Source organism: Pseudomonas granadensis (assembly GCF_900105485.1).
Lineage (GTDB): Bacteria > Pseudomonadota > Gammaproteobacteria > Pseudomonadales > Pseudomonadaceae > Aquipseudomonas > Aquipseudomonas granadensis.
On sequence record NZ_LT629778.1, the window covers coordinates 2772878 to 2787696 of the forward strand.

Consider the following 14819-nt stretch of genomic DNA (forward strand, 5'->3'; position numbering starts at 1 on the left):
CCATCAGTGGCTATTAATAGTCGACATGCCTGTCATTGATTCCGCAACAGGGGCGGCATTGGCATAAACCTGCAAAAAAGCGCTGCCGCCGTCTCGTAAAAGCTGAATTTTCCGGTGCAGAGTACCAGCCTTTCCCCGTAAGATTCATGCCGGCCATTGTTCTCATATGGCCGCTCTCGTCAAGCTTGATGACTCTGCCAGGACTCCAGATGAATCGTAATGACCTGCGTCGTGTCGACCTGAACCTGTTGATCGTATTCGAAACATTGATGCACGAACGCAGTGTGACCCGGGCGGCAGAAAAGCTCTTTCTCGGACAACCGGCAATCAGTGCGGCGCTGTCGCGCCTGCGCAGCCTGTTCGACGACCCGCTGTTCGTACGCACCGGGCGCAGCATGGAACCCTCTGCCCGCGCGGTGGAAATCTTCGCCCTGCTCTCGCCGGCCCTCGATTCGATTTCGACCGCCGTCAGCCGCGCGGCGGAGTTCGACCCGGCCACCAGCACGTCGGTATTTCGGATCGGTTTGTCCGACGACGTCGAATTCGCCCTGCTGCCGATGCTGCTCAAGCGCCTGCGCGCAGAAGCACCGGGCATCGTGCTGGTGGTGCGCCGGGTCAACTACATCCTGATGCCAGGCCTGCTCGCCTCCGGCGAAATCTCGATCGGCGTCAGCTACACCACCGACCTGCCCGCCAATGCCAAACGCAAAGTCCTGCGCCGCAGCGCCCCCAAACTGCTGCGCGCCGACACCGTACCCGGCCCGCTGAGCCTCGACGATTACTGCGCCCGCCCGCATGCACTGGTGTCATTTGCCGGCGACCTCAGCGGCTTCGTCGACGAAGAACTGGAAAAACTCGACCGCAAGCGCCACGTGGTGCTCGCCGTGCCGCAATTCAATGGATTGGGAACGCTGCTGGCGGGCACGGACATCGTTGCGACCGTACCGGATTACACCGCTGATGCGCTGACCGCTGCCGGTGGACTGCGCGCCGAAGACCCGCCGCTGCCGACGCGTACGTTTGAACTGCACATGGCCTGGCGCGGGTCGCAGGATAATGATCCGGGAGAGCGCTGGTTGAGGTCGCGGATTCAGATGTTTTTTGGGGATCCAGATAGCCTGTAGTTCCAGGTTTCACTTGGAGGCGAGGGCTTCTGACAAGCTAGCCCCCCCTCCAAGTCCTGATGCTCAAAGCCCTACTGATCCAGGCAGCTCCAGCCCAATACCAACGCCCCAAGCGTTGCCCATCAAAGCCTCACTCACCCCTGCCCCACTTGCCAACCGTCCGGCACCACAGCAATCACGTCGATTTCCATCAACCATTGCGGCTGCCCCAGCCCGGAAATCACCAGCCCGGTGGAAATCGGGAACACACCCTTGAGCCATTTGCCGATTTCCTGGTAGACCGGCTCGCGATAGCGCGGGTCGATGATGTAGGTGGTGGTCTTGACGATATGCGACAGGTCCGAGCCCGCCTCTTCCAGCAACTGTTTGACGTTTTTCATCGCCTGCTCGGCCTGGGCGCGTGGGTCTCCAAGGCCTACAAGATTGCCTTCGAAATCGGTGCCGATCTGGCCGCGTACGTAGATCGTGTTACCCGCCCGAACGGCCTGACACAGATCGTTATCCAGCGACTGGTTCGGGTAGGTTTCCTTGGTGTTGAACATGCGAATGCGGGTATGCGTAGGTTGTGCCATGTGGGGCTCCCTGGAAGCAGAAAGTTGCCCGCGCCGCCCGTCCGGGTTCGGCGCGGAACGCGGATTTCAGGCCGTCACGACCGATGCCGGCGCCGTTGAAGCAGCGTGCTCGGCCTGACGCTCGGCGGCGTCCCGGTATTCGAGGTATTTGCGCTGGGTGGCAATGTGATCGGCTACGTATTTGGCGTCGTGCCATACCCCCCAGATGAACGACGAGCCGCGGCGCGACTGCCACGGCAAACCAAGGAAATAGATACCGGACTCGGTCGACACACCACGCTGATGCCGGGGTTTGCCTTTTTCATCGAAGGCATCAACGTTCATCCAGCTGTAGTCGGTGGCGAAACCGGTGGCCCAGATGATGGTGGTGATGCCAGCCTCGGCGAGGTCCAGTTCGAGAATCGGTTTGCTCACGCATTCCGGGTCCGGAAACACGCGACGGGCTTCAGGCTCCAGCGGCAGGTTCAGCCCGTTGCGTTCGATGTAGGCATCGGCGGCATCGAGCACGGCCAGATAGTTCTCGTCACCACGCGCCAGGTTTGCCGCCAGGTCTGGTTGGAAAGCCGCCACGCCGTCGCTGAAAGACCGGGTCACGCCGACCAGTGTCATGCCGCGCTGCGCCAGTTCACGGAAGTCCACCGTGCGCCCGCCATGGGCGCCACTGACCGCAATGGTCACGTGCTCACGGCCAGGTTTCATCGCCGCCTGATCCCACTCGCCGAGCACGCCCAGCCACCAGCAGAAATCGCGATTGCGATACGCGCGCGGCGGCCGGTCATGCTGGCCGACAGACAGGTAAACCTGCTTGCCGGCGCGCAGCAGTTCATCGGCGATTTGCGTGCCGGACGATCCTGCGCCCACCACCAGCACCGCGCCTTCGGCCAGTTGCTGCGGGTTGCGGTATTGCGCGGAATGGATCTGCGTCAGGCGCTCATCTTGCGGTGCGATGGCCGGAATCACCGGTTTTTGAAAAGGACCGGTTGCCACCACCACGCGATTGGCCTGGATGACGCCTTGGGAGGTTTCAACGGTGAAGCCGGGACGCCCGACGTTGCGGTCAACCTTGCGCACTTCAACGCCCGTGCGAATCGGCGCTTTGAATTTGCGGGCGTAGGCTTCGAAGTAATCGGCCACCTGTTCTTTGTGAGCAAACTCGTCGGGGCTCAGACCGGCAAACTCAAGGCCCGGAAAACGGTCGTGCCAGGCCGGTCCGTTGGCGACCAGCGAATCCCAGCGTCCGCTGCGCCAGGCCTCAGCGATCCGGCTGCGCTCCAGGACCAGGTGAGGGATACCCAAATGGCTCAGGTGTTCGCTCATGGCCACGCCTGCCTGACCGGCACCGACCACGAGCGTATCGATTTCAATGTTTCCAGCTGTCATACCTGTGTCCTTCACGAAGGCGGGTGTGGACGCATTCTGTGCAGGATCAGGGGATAGCGAAATTATGATTTTTGTCGTCGCAGAGCAGGAAAAACCTAGGGCTATGCTTCGCCCGGGTCGCTCAACATCCCGTGGCACATCAACCCCAGCACGCTGCGCATATGCGCCGCATGAGCCTCGCGATCCGGCACGGCTTCAGTGGCCAGGCGAATGAACGCCAGGTTCGCGTACTGGTTGAACAAGGTCGCGGCGACCTCGATATCGACTGATGGGCGAACCTTGCCCCGGTCTTGAAAATGCTTGAGCAGAGCCTTGGCTTCCTCGACCACCGCCGCGTTCCACGGCTGAAAGGCGTGGGACAGGTCTCCAGTGAACAGGAATGGCGCCAGTTCGCGCCACAGCGACGCAGGCATCGCGCGCAGTTGATATCGGGTCATCAAGCCTTCGAGTTCGCACAGCGCGTCGAGCGGGTCCGAATTGTCGTCCAGATTCGCCCTCGCCTCGCGCATCGCCAGTTCGTCGGGGGCCTTGAGCAATGCGAGGAGAATGTCCTGCTTGCCGCCAAAATAATTCACCACGGTGGGCGCTGAAACGCCCGCCTCGTTGGCAATCTGTTCCAGCGTGGTCGCGCTGAATCCATTGGCTTTGAACAACCTCAGCGCCGCCTCGGCGATCACCTGTCGGCGCTGTTCTTTTTGCCGTTCTCTTAATCCGCTCATGGCGCTCTTGCACTGGCTTTGCGATGCCGCTCAGGGTACGGACTTGCGTTTTTCCCCACAAATATTTTCTTTACAAAAATATTTTCAAGTGCCAAAACTTATACCGCCACAAGCCCTCGGCAACCGCTTGCCCCTCGTCATGACGAGCATCGGGCGCCCTCACCCTGGAGACACGCAATGTCCATCGATCTCGATCCAGCCCGCACCACACGTGACTATCAGGCGTCCGATGCCGCCCACCACATCCACGCGTTTGTCGATCAGAAAGCCCTCAACGAGGAAGGCCCGCGCGTGATGGTCAGAGGCGATCGGCTGACCTTGTGGGACAACGACGGCCAGCGTTATCTGGACGGCATGTCGGGGCTGTGGTGCACCAATCTCGGTTACGGGCGCAAGGATCTCGCCGCTGCCGCCAGCGCTCAGCTGGAGCAGTTGCCCTACTACAACATGTTCTTCCATACGACCCATCCGGCGGTGATCGAGTTGTCGGAACTGCTGTTCAGCTTGCTGCCGGCGCACTACAGCCACGCGATCTACACCAACTCCGGTTCCGAGGCCAACGAGGTACTGATTCGCACGGTGCGCAAGTTCTGGCAGGTAATGGGCAAGCCCGAAAAAAAGGTCATGATCGGCCGCTGGAACGGTTACCACGGCTCGACACTGGCGGCGACGGCGCTGGGCGGGATGAAATTCATGCACGAAATGGGCGGCACGATCCCGGATGTCGCGCACATCGACGAGCCCTACTGGTTCGCCCATGAAGGTGATTTGACCCCTGAAGAGTTCGGCCTGCGCGCAGCGCGTCAGCTGGAAGACAAGATCCTCGAACTGGGCGCCGACAAGGTGGCGGCGTTCGTTGCCGAGCCGTTCCAGGGGGCTGGCGGGATGATCATTCCACCGCAGACCTACTGGCCGGAAATCCAGCGCATCTGCCGTCAATACGACGTGCTGCTGTGCGCCGATGAAGTGATCGGTGGCTTTGGTCGCACCGGCGAATGGTTTGCCCATGAGGCCTTGGGCTTCGAGCCCGACACGCTGTCCATCGCCAAGGGCCTGACCTCGGGTTATATCCCCATGGGCGGGCTGATTCTGTCGCGACGTATGGCCGAAGCGCTGGTGGAAAAAGGCGGCGTCTTTGCTCATGGCCTGACCTACTCGGGCCACCCTGTGGCGGCGGCGGTGGCGATCGCCAACCTCAAGGCGCTGCGCGATGAGGGCGTGGTCACTCAGGTGAAAAACGACACCGGGCCGTATCTGCAGAACTGCCTGCGCGAGGTGTTCGGCAATCACCCCTTGGTGGGCGAAGTGCAAGGTATCGGACTGGTGGCGGCGTTGCAGTTCGCTGAAGACAAGGCCACGCGCAAACGCTTCGTCAATGAAAACGACATCGCCTGGCGCTGCCGCACCATCGGCTTCGAAGAAGGCATCATCATTCGCTCCACCCTGGGGCGCATGATCATGGCCCCGGCGTTGGTCGCCACCCGCGCGGAGCTGGACGAGCTGGTGGACAAGACGCGCATCGCCGTGGACCGCACCGCCCGCGAGTACGGGCGCCTGTAACCGGGCACGTCGGACTGAGAAGTTTTTCCGTAACCCGGCTCCACAAAAAACCTCGTTTCGCCAATGCCTGCGCATCGACAGAATGCACCCATGTCCCATCCCCGACCGGGCCGCGTATCCCGCGCCCGGCCGCCGGATGGCAGGTCAGGACGGAACAGGACAAACACTTCATGACGTTTTCAATCGTCGGCCGTTGCGCCGAAACAGGACAACTGGGCATCGCCATCAGCTCTTCCAGCATCGCCGTGGGTGCACGCTGCCCGTGGCTGCGTCCGGGCGTTGGCGCGGTGGCGACGCAGAACATCACCCTCCCCGCCCTCGGCCCACACGTGCTCGACCAGATGGAAAACGGCCGGTCACCCGCCGAGGCGCTGGACAAAGCGCTGACGAGCAACGGCTACAGCCAGTTTCGCCAGCTGACCGCCATCGATCACCTGGGTCAGACCGCGCATTTCAGCGGCAGTGAAACCCTCGGTACGCACAACGCGCTGGCTGGCGAGCAGTGCGTCGGCGCGGGCAACATGCTCGCTGATCGCGCGGTTATCGAAGTGCTGGTGCAGACCTTTGAAAACAGTGGCGGGCAACTGGCTGACCGTTTGATCGCCGCCATGCAGGCAGCCGTCGCGGCCGGCGGCGAAGCCGGCCCGGTGCACTCCGCGGCGCTGGTGGTGGTCGGCGAACTGACCTGGCCCATCGTCGACCTGCGCGTTGACTGGGCCGACAACGACCCTATCGGCAAACTCGCGCAACTGTGGAATGACTACCGCCCGCAGATGCAGGACTACATCACTCGCGCCCTCGACCCGACCAAGGCCCCGAGCTATGGCGTGCCCGGTGACGAATAAGACGCCCGTGAGCCAGGCAAGGATCGACACATGAGCAAAAGCCGGGAATTGTTGGCGGCATTGGTGGCCTTCGACACCACCAGTCGCGAGTCGAATCTGCAGCTGATCGAATTCGTGCGCGACTATCTCGCGCAATTCGACGTGCCCTGCGAGCTGATCTTCAACGAGCAGCGCACCAAGGCGAACCTCTTTGCAACCCTCGGCCCGGCGGATCGTCCGGGCATCGTACTGTCCGGGCATACCGATGTGGTGCCAGTGGACGGACAACCGTGGACAGTCGCGCCGTTTGCACTCAGTGAACACAACGGCAAGTTGTTCGGCCGCGGTACCGCCGACATGAAAGGCTATATCGCTTGCGTGTTGGCAGCGGTCCCCGATCTGCTCGCGGCACCCTTGAACAGGCCAGTGCACATCGCGCTGTCCTATGATGAAGAAGTCGGTTGCCTGGGTGTGCGCGCATTGCTTGCCGAGCTTGAGAAACGGCCGGTCAAGCCGCTGCTGTGCATCATCGGCGAACCCACCGAACTCAAGCCGGTGCTCGGACACAAGGGCAAACTGGCGATGCGTTGCGAAGTGCATGGCGCGGCCTGCCATTCGGCCTATGCGCCTGAGGGCGTGAACGCCATCGAGTACGCGGCTGAACTGATCGGTGAACTGGGGCGCATCGGCACGGCACTGCGCGCGATGGATCTGCACGATCCGCGCTTTGATCCGCCGTTTACCACGGTGCAGACCGGGGTGATCAGCGGTGGCAAGGCGTTGAATATTGTCCCAGCCGATTGCTGCTTTGATTTCGAAGTCCGCGCGCTGCCTGCGCAGGATCCGCGCGCGGTAGCAGCGCAGCTTCAGCATTATGCCGAGGCCCATGTGCTGCCGAAAATGCGCACCGTCAATGCGGGTAGCGACGTGCGTTTCTCCGAGTTGTCCGCGTACCCCGGCCTGGTCACCGACGCGAAAAGCCAGGCGGCGCGGTTGATTGCACAGTTCTGTGGTTCGGATGAGTTCACGACCGTGGCGTTCGGCACCGAAGGCGGGTTGTTCGATGCCATCGGCATTCCCACTGTGGTGTGTGGGCCGGGGAGCATGGATCAGGGGCACAAGCCGGATGAGTTTGTCAGCGTTGCGCAACTGGATGGTTGTGATGGGATGTTGCGGCGGATAATCGACAAGCTCCAGTCAACACAAGCTCTGTAGCAGCCCGGCGTGCCGCTACAGAGGTGAAATGGCTTTTCCAAAAGCTACTTCGGCGCCAACTCTTGCCGACAATGATCCACGAACAACTGCGCCGGTTTGGTCAATTGCGACCGGCGCAGCCAGGCGGCTGACAATCCAGAACCGGTGACCTCTTCGGCCAGCGGCACGCACACCAGTTTCTGTCCGTCGTAAGTGAGGTCGGATTGCGGGCGGGTCACAAGAATCGAGAAACCGAACCCGCGCCCGACCATGCCCCGCACCATTTCTATCGACGGCGAGCTGAACTGGATGTGCGGCGTCAGCCCGCGTTCTTCGAAGATGCTCACGAAATAGGTGCGGCTCGGCTGTACGTCGAGCAACACCATCGGCTCCAGCACCAGATCGTTGAGCGAAACCCTGGCCTGATGGGCGAAGCGATGCCCCTCTGGCAATAACGCGTAGGGTTGCTGCGGGGCCATCAACGGCGCGGTGTCGATGGTGCTGTCCAGATCGTGTTCGTAGAGGATTGCAAGATCGATGCTACCGGAGGTCAGCGCCTGCACCAGCTCCTGCTGCTCGCCATCGCGGATGCGGATTTCCACACCCGGCCAGCGATCACGGAACCCTGAAATCAAGCGTGGCAGGTACAGCGGCGCGACGGTTTCGAAGCAGCCGATATCGATCTGCCCAGCGACCACATCGTTGTCCGCCAAGGCGTTCTGCTCGAACTCGTGGGCCACCCGCAACAGCTCCTGAGCCTTGCGATAGAAGCGTGCGCCACTGGGCGTCAGCGACACGCCCTGAGCGTGGTGCCGAATGAACAGCTGCACGGCAAAGCTTTCTTCCAGGTGCTTGATCGCGGTGGAGACCGAAGGCTGCGCGATGTACAGCTTGCGCGACGCCTCGGCAACGCTGCCGCACTCCACCGTGGTGACGAAATACTTCAGTTGTCGCAGGTTGTAGGCTGCCATTGCTACCTCGAATTCGCTGAACCGTGACCGCAGATCTTGCGCGCTATTGTGCGACGTGCAAAGCCTTTGAGAAACAAGCAAATACCTGCCCATTGAAGCTAAAAAAACTGACCCCGAAACGGTGCGCAAACGCACCGCTAAGGTGCGTGATTGGCGAGTTTTTTTATCGACAGCGAACACATTTTTAATCATTTCCTGCCCCCGTCACATCGCCCACTATCGGCACCACTGATTCGCGAACATGGCCCGCCGAGGCCATTGAAGGAGTGTGTGCAGTGACGGATTTCAAAAGCTGGCAACGCCTTGCCGCACAGCAGCGTTTCATCGACGCCGCGCTGATCGCAGGCAACATCCATCAAGCGCAGAGCGGTGAAACGTTCGCCGTGATCAACCCCGCCACCAACGCCTTGCTGGCAAACGTCGCGGCTTGTTCGGATGCGGACGTCGACCTCGCCGTTCGCGTCGCGCGCAAAAGCTTCGAAAGCGGCCCATGGGCGCGCATGCAGCCCAGAGAGCGCAAGGCTATCCTGCTGCGCTTGTCTGAACTGATTCTGGCCAATCGCGAAGAACTGGCATTGCTGGACTCCCTGAGCATGGGCAAGCCGGTGATGGACGCCTACAGCATCGACGTGCCCGGCGCCGCGCATGTTTTCGCCTGGTACGCCGAAAGCCTCGACAAGCTCTACGATCAGGTCGCGCCCACCGGCCCCGGCACACTGGCGACCATTACCCGCGTGCCGCTGGGTGTGATCGCTGCGGTGGTGCCGTGGAACTTCCCGCTGGACATGGCGGCCTGGAAGCTCGCTCCCGCACTGGCGGCAGGTAACAGCGTGATTCTCAAACCCGCCGAGCAATCGCCGTTTTCGGCACTGCGTCTGGCGCAACTGGCACTCGAAGCCGGCGTGCCGGAAGGCGTGCTCAACGTGGTCACCGGGTTGGGCGAACACGCCGGACGCGCGCTGGGATTGCACCCGGACGTCGACGCGCTGGCGTTCACTGGCTCGACGCAGGTCGGCAAATACTTCATGCAATACGCCGCGCAATCGAACCTCAAGCAGGTGTGGCTGGAGTGCGGTGGCAAGAGCCCGAATCTGGTGTTTGCCGACTGTCAGGATCTGGATCTGGCCGCCGAAAAAGCCGCTTTCGGGATTTTCTTCAATCAGGGCGAAGTGTGCTCGGCCAACTCGCGACTGTTGGTGCAGCGTTCGATTCATGACGAGTTCGTCGAGCGCATGCTCGAAAAGGCGCAGCACTGGCAACCAGGCGACCCGCTGAATCCGGCGAGCAAAATGGGCGCCATCGTCGACGCCACGCAAGCGTCACGGGTCATGGATTACATCGCCGGCGCCAGTGCCAGCGGCGCGCACCTGGTGGCGGGCGGCGACCGGGTGATGATCAACGGCTCGAACAATTTCATTCAGCCGACGCTCTTCACAGACGTCACGCCCAACATGCGTCTGTCCCGCGAAGAGGTGTTCGGCCCGGTGCTTGCAATCACTGCGTTCGACGACGAAGACCAGGCCGTGGCGCTGGCCAACGATCACATTTACGGCCTCGCCGCATCGGTCTGGAGCGATGACCTCAACCGGGCTCATCGCGTGGCGGGACGATTGAATGCCGGAACCGTGTCGGTCAACACCGTGGATGCACTGGACGTGACCGTGCCCTTTGGGGGCGGCAAGCAATCTGGCTTCGGCCGCGACCTGTCGCTGCACTCCTTCGACAAATACACCCAACTGAAAACCACCTGGTTTCAGCTGCGCTGATTCGTCGCCCGGGAACAATTTGAGTGAATCCGTATGAAAACCGATTACGACTACATCATCGTCGGCGCCGGTTCGTCCGGTTGCGTACTGGCGAACCGTCTGAGCGCGGACCCTGCTGTCAGCGTCTGCCTGATCGAAGCGGGCAGCCACGACAACAACCTGCGCATCCAGACGCCCGCCGGAACCATCACCCTGTACAAGAGCAAAAAGTACAGCTGGAACTTTCTTTCCGCACCGCAGCAGCATCTTAACGGCCGCAGCCTGCACACCCCTCGGGGCAAGGCGTTGGGCGGTTCGAGCTCGATGAACAGCATGATCTACATCCGCGGTCACGCCAGCGATTACGATCGCTGGGCCGAGGCTGGCTGCGCGGGTTGGGACTGGAACAGCGTGCTGCCGTTTTTCAAGAAATCCGAAAACAACCGCCTCGGTCAGGACACGCGTCTGCATGGCACTTCAGGCGAGCTGAACGTTGAAGCCGCCCGCGACCCGAACCCGGTGTCGCAGCTGTTCGTCAACGCCGCACATAAGATCGGCATCCGCCGCAACGATGACTTCAACAGTGAGCAGCTTGAGGGGTGTGGGATCTACAACCTGACCCAGAAAGACGCCAGGCGCCTGTCTAGCTATCGCGCCTTTGTTGCGCCAGTCCTCGAACGGCCCAACCTCACGGTCATCACCGACTGCGCGGTGCAATCGCTGATCCTCGAACAGCGCGTGGCCAAGGGCGTGCGCGTGGTTTCACAGGGGCAGCAAACCCGACTGACTGCACGTCGCGAGGTGATTTTGTCGGCGGGTTCTCTGGCCAGCCCGAGCTTGCTGTTGGCCTCGGGGATCGGCCCGGCCAGCGAACTGAAAGACGCCGGGATCAAGGTCGAACATGACCTGCCGGGCGTTGGCAAGAACTTGCAGGATCACCTCGACGGCTTGATCACCGTACGCTCGAAAAGCCCGCTGACGCTGGGCTTCTCCCTCGGTTCGCTACCGAGCATCCTGCTGTCGCCGCTACGCTATGTGCTCGGCAAGAAAGGCTGGCTGACCACCAACTACGTCGAGGCCGGTGGCTTCGCTCGCACGCCGCTGGCGCAGGCGCTGCCGGATGTGCAGTTTCACTTCGTGCCCGGTTATCGCAGCCATCGCGGGCGCCTGTTCGAATGGGGCCACGGTTACGCGGTACATACCTGCGTGCTACGGCCGAAAAGCATTGGCCAATTGCGCCTCGATCGGCACGGCAAAGCGGTCATTGACTTCAATTTTCTCTCCGACCCTGAAGACGCAAAGGTGCTGATCGAGGGGCTGAAGCTGGCGCGCAGAATTCTCGCCGATCAGCAGTTCGATGCCATTCGCGGCACAGAGATGCTCCCCGGCAAACACGTGCAGACCGACGAGCAATTGATGGCCTACGTGCGTGAGTACGCCGCGACGGTGTTCCATCCGGTGGGCACCTGCAAGATGGGGGTCGATCCGATGAGCGTGGTCGGGCCGGATCTGAAGGTGCACGGTATCGAAGGGCTGCGCGTGGTCGACGCCTCGATCATGCCGAGCCTGATCAGCGGCAACACCAATGCGCCGTGCATCATGATCGGAGAGAAGGCCGCGGACATGATCTTGCGCGGTGATCCACCCATCGTCGAGAGGCCTGTCCGGGACCACGCCGCAGTCAGTTGAAGCTGTTCGATCCGCGTGTGTCCGGAGGGCGATAAAACCTCACGAAAACGCCGCGTCCGTGCACCGCGAAGCGGCGTTTTCATTCGCCCTGCCCCAGCATCGAACAGGTTTTTTCACCCCAGTTTTTTCCTCATCAGGGACCACATATTTACTAATTTTCCTATCCCTCGACATCGGCCAACATCAACCCTGCCCCACAGAGGCAAAAGGTCCGTCAGAGGCCACAAGCGTTTCAAGTTTTTGGCGTCTAGCCCCACTGCCCCGAGACCTATTCAAATCAAAAAAACATCCGGGAGTGTTCAATGATCAAGTCTTTCGTATCGCGCTGCGTGCGTCCGCTGGCCCTGACTGCAATGGCTGCCGGCATCGCCAGCGGCGCCCAGGCCGGCACCCTGTCCATCGGACACACCACCTGGGTGGGTTACGGCACCCTGTACCTGGCCAGGGATCTGGGCTACTTCAAGGAAGGCGGCCTGACCGTCGAGCTGCCAACTATCGAAGAAGCCTCGATGTACATGGCGGCGCAGGCCTCGGGCAAGTTGTCCGGCTCGGCCTCGACCCTCGATGAAATCCTCAAGTACCGTCCGCAGTTCTGCTTCAAGGCCGTGGCCGCGCTGGACGACAGCCATGGCGGCGACGGCGTGCTGGTGGGCAAGGATGTCAACAGCCTGCAGGACCTCAAAGGCAAGGCCGTTGCCGTCAACGAAGGTTCGGTCTCGCAGTTCTGGCTCAACTACCTGCTGAAGAACGCCGGCATGAAGATGAGCGACCTGACCATCCAGAACATGACCGCCGACGACGCCGCCACCGCCTTCATCGCCGGCCGTGTACCGGCCGCCGTGACCTGGGAGCCGCACCTGAGCACCGTCCGCAGCAAACAGCAAGGCAAGGTTCTGGTGGACAGCAGCACGACGCCGGGGGTGATCGTCGATGTCGTCGCCCTGAGCTGCGATGTGATCGACAAGCAACAGGCGGACGTCAAGGCGCTGGTCGCAGGCCTGTACAAAGCCGTGCAGTACACCAAGGACCACCCGAAAGAGGCTTACGCAATCATGGCCAAGGGTGTTGGTGGCTACCTCGCCGACCCGGCTGAACTGGAAGCGGCGGCCAAGGGCGTGCGTTTCTACGATCAGGCCATGAGCGAAAAACTGCTGGGCCGCAACGGCAGCACCGGCGAGGCCGCCACGGTGATCAAACTGGCCAACGAAACCGCCAGCGAGTTGCAGGGCAAGCCGTACAACGTGAGCTACAGCGACCTGATCGACAACCGTTTCGTCAGCCCGAAATAACCGAGGAGCACCTCATGTCCAAGCGCAATTCGTGGCTGAACCGCTGCCTGACGCCCAAGACCAGCCTGCCGGTGCAGGTAATCTGGAGCGCCAGCGGTCTGGCCTGGGCCCTGCTGATCGGCCTCTGGGCCTTGCTTTCCTATGGCGGCGTGGTGCCGGCCATGTTCCTGCCGACACCGGGCGCGGTCTTCGATGCCGCGATGCGCCTGGCCCGTGATGGCACCCTCGGCCCGCACGTGTGGGCCAGTGTGGAAGTGGTGATGGTCGGCTTCATTATTTCTTCAGTAGTGGCTGTGCCCATCGGCCTGATGATGGGTAGCTTCCGGGTCGTGCAAGCGTTCCTCGAGCCGCTGGTCAATTTCATCCGCTACCTGCCGGTGACCTCGTTCGTGCCGCTGTTCATCCTCTGGATCGGCATCGGTCTGGAGCAACGCGTGTCGATCATCATCTTCGGCGTGTTCTTTCAGCAAGTGGTGATGATCGCTGACGTCTCCAAGGGCATTTCCAAGGATCTGATCAACGCGTCGTACACCCTGGGTTCGAGCCGCGCGGACGCGGTGCTGCATGTCATCGCCCCGGCCTCACTGCCCGGCGTGCTGGATACCCTGCGCGTGACGATGGGCTGGGCGTGGACGTATCTGGTGGTCGCCGAACTGGTCGCCGCCTCCAGCGGCCTGGGTTACCTGAGCCTCAAGGCCATGCGCGGGTTTCAGGTCGACGTGATTTTCCTGGCAATCGCGGTCATCGGCCTGTTGGGCCTGATCACCGATCAACTTTTCAGACTTCTTCGCTTGAAGGTGGCCGCATGGGCTCAGTAACAGCAACTTCGCCGATCCAGCTTCGTCCGACTCCCGTGGTTGCTTCGGCCACTCCACGCTTGCGGGTCGATAACGTCACCCTGCAATACCAGACACCGTCGGGCAGCACATTTACGGCGCTCGACAGCGTCTCGTTCGAGGTCCCCGATCAGCAGTTCGCCGTGTTGGTCGGCCCGTCCGGTTGCGGCAAGTCCAGCCTGCTGTATCTGACCGCCGGCCTGGCGGAACCGACCTCGGGCGATATCTACGTCGGTGGTCAGCAAGTCGACGGCCCCGGCGCCGATCGCGGCATGGTGTTCCAGGGCTACACGCTGTTTCCTTGGCTGACCGTGCGCAAAAACATCGAGTTCGGCCTCAAGCGCCGTGGAATGCCAACCGCCGAGCGCAAGGAAATCGTCGAGTTCTACCTCAACGAAGTCGGCCTGCTGCGCTTCGCCGACAACTACTCCAAGCAGTTGTCCGGCGGGATGATGCAACGTGTGGCCATTGCCCGAGCCTTGGCGAACGACCCACAAATCCTGCTGATGGACGAGCCGTTCGGCGCGCTCGACAGCCAGACTCGCCTGCAGATGCAGCAACTGCTGCTCAAGGTCTGGGAGCACAGCAAGAAAACCGTGCTGTTCGTCACCCACGATATCGATGAGGCGATCCTGCTCGGCGACCGTATTTTCGTTATGGGCGCCCGTCCCGGTCGGATCAAGGAAGTGCTCGACGTGCCGATCGGCCGCCCGCGCCACCTGGACATGGTGATGGACCCGCAATTCATCCGCATGAAGCGCAACATCTTCCACCTGCTGCATGACGGCCCTGAAGATCACGACCACTGAGCCTGCTTGAACCGCTCAAACCTTCGTACTACCGCCATGGATCGGCGGGCGGTGCACGCAGGCGATCCAGCACTCGGCTTGGTATCTCCAGGTTACGGACGGATCGA

The 14819-nt window shown here is 61.6% G+C and carries 13 protein-coding genes; 9 read left to right on the forward strand and 4 right to left on the reverse strand.

All coding sequences use genetic code 11. The annotated features are described in order from the left end of the window. Positions 1 to 209: 209 nt before the first annotated feature. Positions 210 to 1124 carry a LysR family transcriptional regulator gene (locus tag BLU52_RS12275; RefSeq protein WP_090283491.1) on the forward strand — a complete coding sequence of 305 codons (915 nt, stop codon included), beginning with the start codon at positions 210 to 212 and terminating at the stop codon, positions 1122 to 1124. Positions 1125 to 1258: 134 nt separating this feature from the next. Here the strand turns inward: BLU52_RS12275 and BLU52_RS12280 are convergent, their stop codons facing one another. The 3 genes from BLU52_RS12280 to BLU52_RS12290 all read right to left on the reverse strand — a co-directional run bounded on the left by BLU52_RS12280 (position 1259) and on the right by BLU52_RS12290 (position 3795). Beyond that, positions 1259 to 1696, reverse strand: a complete 438-nt coding sequence (locus BLU52_RS12280; protein ID WP_090283493.1) for a RidA family protein — start codon at positions 1694 to 1696, stop codon at positions 1259 to 1261. A gap of 66 nt (positions 1697 to 1762) precedes the next feature. Further along, positions 1763 to 3076 (reverse strand): flavin-containing monooxygenase, encoded by a 1314-nt coding sequence (locus tag BLU52_RS12285; RefSeq protein ID WP_090283495.1) that lies wholly within the window; start codon positions 3074 to 3076, stop codon positions 1763 to 1765. A 101-nt stretch (positions 3077 to 3177) separates the two neighbouring features. Further along, positions 3178 to 3795 carry a TetR/AcrR family transcriptional regulator gene (locus tag BLU52_RS12290; protein WP_090283496.1) on the reverse strand — a complete coding sequence of 206 codons (618 nt, stop codon included), beginning with the start codon at positions 3793 to 3795 and terminating at the stop codon, positions 3178 to 3180. Positions 3796 to 3972: 177 nt separating this feature from the next. Between BLU52_RS12290 and BLU52_RS12295 the strand changes: the two genes are divergently transcribed. From BLU52_RS12295 to argE, 3 genes are all read left to right on the forward strand, one after another. Next, the gene (locus tag BLU52_RS12295) at positions 3973 to 5355 is read left to right on the forward strand and encodes an aspartate aminotransferase family protein (RefSeq protein ID WP_090283498.1); all 1383 of its coding nucleotides are present in this window, start codon (positions 3973 to 3975) and stop codon (positions 5353 to 5355) included. A gap of 170 nt (positions 5356 to 5525) precedes the next feature. Beyond that, positions 5526 to 6200, forward strand: a complete 675-nt coding sequence (locus BLU52_RS12300; RefSeq protein ID WP_090283500.1) for a DUF1028 domain-containing protein — start codon at positions 5526 to 5528, stop codon at positions 6198 to 6200. Positions 6201 to 6230: 30 nt separating this feature from the next. Further along, positions 6231 to 7394 (forward strand): acetylornithine deacetylase, encoded by a 1164-nt coding sequence (gene argE / locus BLU52_RS12305; RefSeq protein ID WP_090283501.1) that lies wholly within the window; start codon positions 6231 to 6233, stop codon positions 7392 to 7394. Positions 7395 to 7438: 44 nt separating this feature from the next. Here the strand turns inward: argE and BLU52_RS12310 are convergent, their stop codons facing one another. Beyond that, positions 7439 to 8344: a LysR family transcriptional regulator gene (locus BLU52_RS12310; RefSeq protein ID WP_090283503.1), complete on the reverse strand. Its 906-nt coding sequence runs from the start codon at positions 8342 to 8344 to the stop codon at positions 7439 to 7441. A 275-nt stretch (positions 8345 to 8619) separates the two neighbouring features. On the opposite strand from BLU52_RS12310, the gene BLU52_RS12315 reads away from it, so the two are divergent. From BLU52_RS12315 to BLU52_RS12335, 5 genes are all read left to right on the forward strand, one after another. Beyond that, the gene (locus BLU52_RS12315; protein WP_090283505.1) at positions 8620 to 10110 is read left to right on the forward strand and encodes an aldehyde dehydrogenase; all 1491 of its coding nucleotides are present in this window, start codon (positions 8620 to 8622) and stop codon (positions 10108 to 10110) included. Positions 10111 to 10143: 33 nt separating this feature from the next. After that, positions 10144 to 11778, forward strand: a complete 1635-nt coding sequence (locus tag BLU52_RS12320) for a GMC family oxidoreductase (RefSeq protein WP_090283507.1) — start codon at positions 10144 to 10146, stop codon at positions 11776 to 11778. Between the two features lie 302 nt (positions 11779 to 12080). Continuing rightward, a complete protein-coding gene (locus tag BLU52_RS12325) occupies positions 12081 to 13067 on the forward strand; it encodes an ABC transporter substrate-binding protein (RefSeq protein WP_090283509.1) in 987 nt (328 codons plus the stop codon). Between the two features lie 14 nt (positions 13068 to 13081). Then, positions 13082 to 13885: an ABC transporter permease gene (locus tag BLU52_RS12330; protein WP_090283511.1), complete on the forward strand. Its 804-nt coding sequence runs from the start codon at positions 13082 to 13084 to the stop codon at positions 13883 to 13885. Then, positions 13873 to 14712 carry an ABC transporter ATP-binding protein gene (locus tag BLU52_RS12335; protein ID WP_090283513.1) on the forward strand — a complete coding sequence of 280 codons (840 nt, stop codon included), beginning with the start codon at positions 13873 to 13875 and terminating at the stop codon, positions 14710 to 14712. The genes BLU52_RS12330 and BLU52_RS12335 overlap by 13 nt, the downstream gene beginning before the upstream one ends. Positions 14713 to 14819 lie beyond the last annotated feature (107 nt).